This is a genomic window from Pseudomonas sp. B23(2017) (assembly GCF_002113725.1).
Classification (GTDB): Bacteria; Pseudomonadota; Gammaproteobacteria; order Pseudomonadales; family Pseudomonadaceae; genus Aquipseudomonas; species Aquipseudomonas putida_Z.
Genome location: NZ_NEJM01000003.1, coordinates 444,123 through 452,196 on the forward strand (window position 1 = coordinate 444,123; position 8,074 = coordinate 452,196).

The 8,074-nt window shown below is 64.2% G+C and carries 7 protein-coding genes; 3 read left to right on the forward strand and 4 right to left on the reverse strand.

Annotation, left to right across the window (positions count from 1 at the left end; all coding sequences use genetic code 11):
• Nucleotides 1-111: 111 nt before the first annotated feature.
• A complete protein-coding gene (locus CAG46_RS07795; RefSeq protein WP_085614356.1) occupies nt 112-2,031 on the forward strand; it encodes a methyl-accepting chemotaxis protein in 1,920 nt (639 codons plus the stop codon).
• Between the two features lie 130 nt (nt 2,032-2,161).
• Here CAG46_RS07795 and ggt read toward each other — a convergent pair whose 3' ends face one another.
• The 3 genes from ggt to CAG46_RS07810 form a co-directional block, all read right to left on the reverse strand.
• Nucleotides 2,162-3,829, reverse strand: a complete 1,668-nt coding sequence (ggt, locus tag CAG46_RS07800; protein WP_025340650.1) for a gamma-glutamyltransferase — start codon at nt 3,827-3,829, stop codon at nt 2,162-2,164.
• Nucleotides 3,830-3,946: 117 nt separating this feature from the next.
• The gene (locus CAG46_RS07805; RefSeq protein WP_025340651.1) at nt 3,947-4,843 is read right to left on the reverse strand and encodes a LysR family transcriptional regulator; all 897 of its coding nucleotides are present in this window, start codon (nt 4,841-4,843) and stop codon (nt 3,947-3,949) included.
• A gap of 183 nt (nt 4,844-5,026) precedes the next feature.
• A complete protein-coding gene (locus CAG46_RS07810; RefSeq protein WP_025340652.1) occupies nt 5,027-5,617 on the reverse strand; it encodes an NAD(P)H-dependent oxidoreductase in 591 nt (196 codons plus the stop codon).
• A gap of 154 nt (nt 5,618-5,771) precedes the next feature.
• Between CAG46_RS07810 and CAG46_RS07815 the strand changes: the two genes are divergently transcribed.
• Entirely contained in the window at nt 5,772-6,086 is a 315-nt protein-coding gene (locus CAG46_RS07815) for a putative quinol monooxygenase (protein ID WP_003258316.1), read from the forward strand.
• On the opposite strand, the gene CAG46_RS07820 is transcribed toward CAG46_RS07815, so the two are convergent.
• Complete coding sequence (locus CAG46_RS07820) at nt 6,076-6,840, reverse strand: sulfite exporter TauE/SafE family protein (protein ID WP_085614357.1); 765 nt, start codon at nt 6,838-6,840, stop codon at nt 6,076-6,078. The genes CAG46_RS07815 and CAG46_RS07820 overlap by 11 nt on opposite strands.
• A gap of 77 nt (nt 6,841-6,917) precedes the next feature.
• Here CAG46_RS07820 and CAG46_RS07825 point away from each other — a divergent pair, with 77 nt between their 5' ends.
• Nucleotides 6,918-7,799: a LysR substrate-binding domain-containing protein gene (locus CAG46_RS07825; RefSeq protein ID WP_085614358.1), complete on the forward strand. Its 882-nt coding sequence runs from the start codon at nt 6,918-6,920 to the stop codon at nt 7,797-7,799.
• Nucleotides 7,800-8,074 lie beyond the last annotated feature (275 nt).

An 8,074-nucleotide genomic window follows, 5' to 3' on the forward strand; every position in this document is an offset into this window, starting at 1 on the left:
CAGCTTCCTCCACAACTGCCGATAACCCCTGCACGAATCAGCGGGCATCCAGAACAACAACGCCTGGCGATCGAAGATCAAGCGAGCGAAAACAACTTCTGGAGAGCGTGCATGAACAGCTGGTTCGCCAACATCAGCGTCAACCTCAAACTCGGCCTGGGCTTCGGCCTGGTACTGATCCTCACCGGCCTGCTGGCCCTGACCGGCTGGACCAGCCTGGGCAGCCTGATCGACCGCAGCAACTGGATGGGTGATATCGGCCAGCTCAACAAGGACCTGACCGACCTGCGCATTGCCCGCCTGCAGTACATGATCGCCAACGGCGACGATGCCGCCGCCGCCAACACCCAGACCAAGCTGGACGCCTTCAGCAAACAGCAGGCCTACCTGGCCAGCACCTTCAAGAGCCCGGAAAACATCAAGCTGCTGGGTGAACTGGGCGAGACCATCAGCGCCTACAAGGTGTCGCTGAACAAGATGCGCCAGGGCTACGACGCCACCCGCACCGCGCGCACGGCCATGGACGGTTCGGCCAGCCGCGCCGACCAGGCCATGGACGCCCTCAGCCAGGAAGTCATGGCGCGCCCAGAAGCCGACAGCGTGCGCCTGGCCCAGTACCAGCTGATCAGCAAGGCCCGCCAGCAACTGCTCCAGGTGCGCATCGACGTACGCGGCTACATTGCCGAAAACAGCGCTGCCAACGAGCAGGCCGCCCTGCGCCAGCTGGACGCCGCCCTGGCCGAAATCGACAACCTCAAGCGCCAGCTGCCGGCCGAAGACACGCGCCTGCAACAGTTCGAAGGCTCGGTGCTGGCCTACCGTGACGCCGTGCGCCAGTTCCGCGATGCGGTCGCCAACATCACCACTGCGCGCGCCGAAATGACCGTGCAGGGTGCCGACATCGTCAAGCGCAGCGACGCGCTGTACCAGATCCAGCTGCAGCGCCGCGACATCGAGAGCACCCAGGCTCGCAGCCTGCAGGCCATCGCCACGCTGCTGGCGCTGCTGGTCGGCGTGCTGGCGGCAGTGCTGATCACCCGGCAGATCACCCGCCCGCTGCGCGACACCATGGTGGCAGTGGAAAAGATCGCCAGCGGCGACCTCACCCAGCACCTGCGCGTCACCCGCCGCGACGAACTGGGCGTGCTGCAACAAGGCATCGCCCGCATGGGCACCACTTTGCGCGAGCTGATCAGCGGCATCCGCGATGGCGTCACCCAGATCGCCAGCGCTGCCGAGGAACTGTCGGCGGTGACCGAGCAGACCAGCGCCGGCGCCAACAGCCAGAAGGTCGAGACCGACCAGGTGGCCACCGCCATGCACGAAATGGCCGCTACCGTTCAGGAAGTGGCGCGCAATGCCGAACAGGCCTCGCATGCCGCCACCGGTGCCGATGACGAAGCCCGTGCCGGCGACCGCGTGGTGGGCGAAGCAATTGGCCAGATCGAGCGCCTGGCCGAGGACATGCACCGCTCCACCGAAGCCATGAACCTGCTGCAGCAGGAAAGCCAGAAGATCGGCAGCGTGATGGACGTGATCAAGTCGGTGGCCGAACAGACCAACCTGCTGGCGCTGAACGCAGCGATCGAGGCGGCGCGTGCCGGCGAGGCCGGCCGTGGTTTTGCCGTGGTCGCCGATGAAGTGCGCGGCCTGGCCCAACGCACACAGAAATCCACCGAAGAGATCGAAGAACTGATCGCCAGCCTGCAGCATGGGACCCAGCAAGTGGCTACGGCCATGCAAGGCAGCCGTACCCTGACCGACAGCAGCGTCGAGCTGGCGCGCAAGGCCGGGGCTTCGCTGGAGAGCATCACCAGTACCGTGTCGAGCATCCAGTCGATGAACCAGCAGATTGCCGCAGCGGCAGAGCAGCAGAGTGCGGTGGCGGAGGAGATCAGCCGCAGCATCCTGAATGTGCGCGATGTGTCGGAGCAGACGGCGGCGGCCAGTGACGAGACGGCGGCGTCCAGCGTGGAGTTGGCGCGGTTGGGTGGACAGTTGCAGACGTTGGTCAGCCAGTTCCGCGTCTGATCCTGGAGTCTGGGGCCGCTTTGCGGCCCATCGCGACACAAGGCCGCTCCTACAAGGGACCGCGATCTCCTGTAGGAGCGGCCTTGTGTCGCGAAAGGAGGGCAAAGCCCTCCCAGCGATGGAACAGGTATTACTTGACGATCATCCCTACCCCACGCCCACGCGGATCCGAAGCGGTCTCCAGCTTCGTCCCATCAACCCGGATCGCCTGGATATCCCCCATCTCCCAGCCCTGGTCCTCCAGCACATAGCCCATTTTCTTCAGTTCATCAGCCACCGGCCCGGTCAGCGGCGCATAGCTGTCGAAGTAGATGGTGTCCTTGGGCAGCAACTGATGGTGCACGCGCTGAGCCGCCACCGCCTTGTCCAGCGGCATGTCGTAGTCGTACAGGTTGTTCATCACCTGGAAGATCGAGGTGAAGATCCGCGACCCACCCGGGGTACCGATGACCAGCTCGACCTTGCCATCACGGGTCATCAGGCTGGGGCTCATGGACGACAGCATGCGCTTGCCCGGGGCGATGGCATTGGCATCGCCGCCAACTACACCAAAGGCGTTCGCCGCCCCCGGCTTGGCGCTGAAATCGTCCATCTCGTCGTTGAGCAGGAAGCCGGCGCCTTTCACCACCACACCACTGCCGTAATCGAGGTTGAGGGTGTAGGTGTTGCTGACCGCATTGCCCTGCTTGTCGACGATCGAGAAGTGCGTGGTCTGGTGCGGCTCCAGGCCCGGCTTGACCTTGTCGGTGTCGGAAATGGCCTTCGGGTTGACCTGCGCGGCGCGCTTGGCCAGGTAATCCTTGGCCACCAGCTGATCCACTGGCACTTTGGTGAAGGCCGGGTCGCCAAGGTAATCGGCGCGGTCGGCGAACACGCGCTTCTCGATCTCGGCCAACAGGTGTATGTACTGCGCCGAGTTGTGCGCCACACCCTTGAAGTCCGCCGCGCGGTTTTCCTTGATGCCCAGCAACTGGGCCAGGGCGACGCCACCGGAGCTTGGCGGTGGCGCGGTATACACCACGTTGCCACGCCAGCTCACGGCCATCGGCTCACGCCAAACGGCCTTGTAGTCCTTGAGGTCCTGCTTGGTGATCAGGCCCTTGTCGGCCTGCATCTGCGCCACCAGCAGGTCGGCGGTCTTGCCCTGGTAGAACTCGCTCACGCCCTTGTCGGCGATGCGTTCCAGGGTCTGGGCCATTTCCGGTTGCTTGAACAGCTCGCCGACCTTCATGTTGCCGAAGTAGTCGTTGAAATTGGTCGCGGTCTTGAACATGCCCTGGGCATCGTTGCGGTACTGGTACTGCTTTGCGGCCACCTTGAAGCCGTTTTTCGCATAGCCGATGGCCGGGGTCAGCAGCTCGCTCCAGGGCAGCTTGCCGAACTTCTGGTGCGCCTCCCACAACCCCATCACCGTGCCCGGTACGCCAGCAGCGCGTGCCCCGACCAGGCTGAGGTTCTCGATGACCTCACCCTTTTCGTCCAGGTACATGTTGCGCGTGGCGGCCTGGGGCGCGACTTCGCGGTAGTCGAGGAAGTAGGGTTTGCCGTCGACGAACAGGGTCATGAACCCGCCACCGCCGATGTTGCCGGCCTCGGGATAAGTCACCGCCAGGGTGAAAGCCGTGGCCACTGCCGCATCCACCGCGTTGCCGCCTTTCTTGAGGATGTCGGCGGCCACCTGTGCACCATATTGATCGGGCGCGGCCACCGCGCCGCCCTCAAGGTTGGCGGCATGAACCGAGGAACAGCTCAGGATCGCGGCTGCGAGAGCCAGGTACTGGAACGGAGCAATACGCATGACACTTCCTTGGTGTTGTTTTTGTTGAGCAGTCAGTAAGGCCGAAGCGCTTCGACTGTGCAATCAACCGCAGGAAGTTTCGCCGCCTGTGGACAGGATCTGTCGCGTTCAGGCAACTCAGCTGGCGTACATCGCCAACTTGCGCTGGATGAAATCGAGGAAGCACTGGATACGCAGCGCCAGCTGGGTGTTGCGGTAGTACACCGCATGGATCGGCTGGCGGTAGCCGTTGTTGGCTTCGCTCAGCAACACTTGCAGGCGCCCGGTGCGGATGTCCTCGTGGGTCATGAAGTGCGACAGGCTGACGATGCCCTCGCCGGCCAGCGCCAGTTGGCGCAAGGTCTCGCCGCTGGAGGCGATCAGCGCCGGGCGGATGCTCCAGCGGTCACCCTGGGCATGGCGCAGTGGCCAGTGGTTGAGCGATTCGGGCTGGCTGAAGCCAAGCAGGCAGTGGTTGGCCAGGTCCTCGACCCGCTGCGGCGTGCCGTGCTGCTCGAGGTAGGCCGGGCTGGCCAGCACCTGTACCGGGCTGCAACCCAGGCTGCGTGCGTGCAGGCTGGAGTCGGCGAGTTCACCGATGCGGATCGCCACATCGGTGCTCTGCTCCAGCAGGTCGATGATCAGGTCGTCGGTATTGAGTTCCAGTTCGATGCCAGGGTATTGGCGGCGGAACTCGCCGATCCACGGCAGGATGGCGTGCAGCATGAACGGCGCGGCGGCGTTGATGCGCAGGCGCCCGGTGGGGGTCTGGCGGTTCATCGACAGGCGCTCTTCCATCTCGTCCATCTGCTCCAGGATCAGCCGCGCGCGTTCGAGGAAGAAGCGGCCCTCCTCGGTCAGGTCCATGCGCCGAGTGGTGCGGTTGACCAGCGTGGTACCCAGCTTGCCCTCAAGGCGCGACAGGGTACGGCTGACGGCGGACGGGGTCTGGCCCATCTGCTCGGCAGCAGCGGAAATCGAGCCGCAGTCGATGACGGCGACGAATACCTGGAGTTCTTCGGATCGGGTTTTCACATCTGCGCCTGTGGTTGGTCTCTGCAGGGATTAGATAGCCGCTTGTCGAGGCCAAGTCCAGCGGTGCCTGTACGGGCCTCTTCGCGGGTGAACCCGCTCCCACAGGTACACCACAGTCCTTGAAAGCCGTGCAGCACCTGTGGGAGCGGGTTTACCCGCGAAGAGGCCAGCACAGGAAAAACCTTACTGTGCCTTGCCAAATACCTTGTCCAGATGCGCCTCATAGGCCGCCAAAGCAGCCGGCACATCCGGCCGCTTCATCACATCCACTGCCAGGAAAGTCGGCAGCCCGGTCATGCCGAGGAACTGGTTGGCCTTGTGGAACGGGAAGTACACCGCGTCCACCCCCTTGCCCTCGAAGAAATCGCTCGGGTCGTCGAATGCCTGCTGTGGTGCATTCCAGGTCAGCGAAAGCATGTACTGCTTGCCGTGCACCAGGCCACCGCTGCCGTACTTCTGCGAGTAGTCCGCACGGGTACGGCCGTCGTTGGCATACAGGCTGCCGTGGCCTGCGGTGAACACCTCGTCGATGTACTTCTTCACGGTCCATGGCGCGCCCATCCACCAGCCAGGCATCTGGTAAATCACCACATCGGCCCAGAGGAACTTCTCCACCTCTTCCCGGGCGTCGTAGCCGCCGTCGATGAAGGTCTGGCGCACATCGAAACCGGCCCGGTCCAGGTGAGCGATGGCCGCTTCGTGCAAGGTCGCGTTGAGGCGACCGCCGGAGTGAGCGAACTGTTTACCACCGTTGAGCAAAAGGATCTTCTTCATGCGGGCCTCGCGGAAAATTCAGGCCGGCAGGTTAGGGGCTCGCGGGCGCGGGATACAGTAATGCATGGGCAAAATACAATTGACCTGAAGTCACGAATCAACAATACATTATTGCCTTAGAATCGCATCACCTCCCATCAACGAGTAGCGACCCATGAGTGAGCAGTACGCCTTCATCCTCAAAGCCAAGACCCGCCCGGAAATGGCTGAAGCGTTCGAAACCCTGTTCCGCGCCTACGTCGAGCCAAGCCGCCAGGAGCCGGGCTGCATCGAGTACCACATGCTGCGCGACAAGCAGGACCCGAGCCTGTTCGTGTTCTTCGAGGTCTGGGCCGACAAGGCCGCGCTGGATGTGCATTCGGCCCTGCCGCACATGACCGCGTTCTTCGAAAAGCGCATGGACTACCTGGAACGCGACTTCGACATCCAGATGATCGACATGCTCAGCGCATCAAGCGCTAACCGCTGATCAGCAAATGGCCGCCGAGTGCGGCCAGGCCGATGAAGAAGCAGCGTTTGAACAGCAGCGCGCTGATGCGCTGACGCAGCCACTGGCCGGCCAGCATGCCGAGCAAGGCCGGCGCCAGCATCAGCAGCGAAGCACCCAGTGCCTGGCCACCCAGGGCATCCTGCCCGGCCAGGCCAACGGCCAAGGCCAGGGTCGAAACCGTGAACGACAGGCCCAGGGCCTGGACCATCTGATCCCGGCTTAAACCCAGGCTCTGCAGGTATGGCACAGCCGGTATCACGAATACCCCGGTCGCCGCCGTGACCACGCCCGTGACCAGCCCGCAAAGCGGCGCCAGCCAAGGCTCCCGCCCCGGTGCCAGGCGCAGGCCCGGGCCGACCAGCCCGTACAGCGCATACACCATCAAGGCCGCGCCCAGTGCATGTGCGGCCCAAGGGCCGCTGTTGATCCCCAGCCAGGCACTGCCCAGCAAGGTACCGACGAAGATCATCGCCAGCATCGGCCACAGGCGCACCAGCAACCCCCGCAGGTGCCCACCGCTGGCCAGCTGCCACAGGTTGGTGAGGGTCGACGGCACGATCAGCAATGCCGCAGCCTGCGCCGGTGACATAGCCAGGCCCAACAGGCCCATGGCGATGGTCGGCAGGCCGAGGCCGATCACGCCCTTCACCGCACCGGCCAGCAGGAAGGTCAGTACCACCAGCAGCGACAGCGCTGGGCCAATGTTCTGGTAGAAAGCGAGCAAGGTATTCATGGGCCGATGATGGCGTGCGCCGGCCGGGGTGAAAATCTGCCATATACTCAGCCAGACTCTTGCCAGGACAGAGCCACATGCATTTCGACCTGATCGACCTCAGGCTGTTCCAGCACACCCTGGAGTGCGGCAACATCACCGCCGGTGCCAGCCGCAGCCATCTGTCGCTGGCAGCAGCCAGTGCGCGCATCCGCGCCATGGAGGCATCGCTGGGCATCCCTTTGCTGGAACGCAACCGCCGTGGTGTACAAGCAACTCCGGCAGGCCAGGCACTGCTGCAGCATGCCCGGCTGATAACGCAGCAGGTCGAGCGCCTGCAGTTCGACCTGGGCCAGTACGCACAAGGGCAGCAGGGCCAGGTGCGCCTGCTGTGCAACACGGCTGCGCTCACGGAGTACCTGCCGGAACTGCTGGCCGGCTACCTGGCTGAAAACCCTGGAGTCAGCGTGGATGTGCAGGAGTTGCCGAGCCTGCGCATCGTGCAATCGATTACCCAAGGCATGGCAGACCTGGGCATCGTTTCGACCGCCGCACCCAGCGCGCACCTGCAGACCCGGCCGTTTCGCGAAGACCCGTTGGTGCTGGTAACGCCGCAGCGCCACCCGCTGGCCAAGGAGGTCGCGCCGAGCTTCATCGATAGCCTGGCCCATGGCTATGTCGGCCTGGGGGCTGGCAGTGCACTGGCGTTGTACCTGGAAGAGCAGGCACTGCGCGAGGGGCGGCGCATGCGGGTTCGAGTGCGTGCCGAGGGGTTCGATGGCGTGATCCGCATGGTTGCGGGCGGGGCCGGGGTGGGGGTGGTGCCGCTGGCTGCGGTGAAACGTTGGCAAGGGGTGTTGCCGTTGCACTGGGTGGCGCTGACGGAACCATGGGCCAATCGCCGGTTGCTGGTGTGTGCACGCGATTTTGCGGCATTGCCGGGGTATGCCGCAGGGTTGGTAACCACCCTCACCCGCTGACGGAGTGGATGGCACGGGCTTCGCCCGTGTTCGCGGGTGAACCCGCTCCCACAGGATATGTGGTATCTCTCGGATGGACACTATACCTGTGGGAGCGGGCGAGCCCGCGAAGCAGGCACCGCGATTGATGGCACGGGCTTCGCCCGTGTTCGCGGGCGGGCCCGCTCCCACAGGGTATGTGGTATCTCTCGGATGGACGCTATACCTGTGGGAGCGGGCGAGCCCGCGAAGCAGGCACCGCGATTGATGGCACGGGCTTCGCCCGTGTTCGCGGG

What these genes read in the sequence shown, in the direction of transcription:
- CAG46_RS07820 (WP_085614357.1), bottom strand. Translation starts at nt 6,840, where the DNA reads ATGAATACCTTGCTCGCTTTCTACCAGAACATTGGCCCAGCGCTGTCG.
- ggt (WP_025340650.1), bottom strand. Translation starts at nt 3,829, where the DNA reads ATGCGTATTGCTCCGTTCCAGTACCTGGCTCTCGCAGCCGCGATCCTG.
- CAG46_RS07825 (WP_085614358.1), top strand. Translation starts at nt 6,918, where the DNA reads ATGCATTTCGACCTGATCGACCTCAGGCTGTTCCAGCACACCCTGGAG.
- CAG46_RS07815 (WP_003258316.1), top strand. Translation starts at nt 5,772, where the DNA reads ATGAGTGAGCAGTACGCCTTCATCCTCAAAGCCAAGACCCGCCCGGAA.
- CAG46_RS07810 (WP_025340652.1), bottom strand. Translation starts at nt 5,617, where the DNA reads ATGAAGAAGATCCTTTTGCTCAACGGTGGTAAACAGTTCGCTCACTCC.
- CAG46_RS07795 (WP_085614356.1), top strand. Translation starts at nt 112, where the DNA reads ATGAACAGCTGGTTCGCCAACATCAGCGTCAACCTCAAACTCGGCCTG.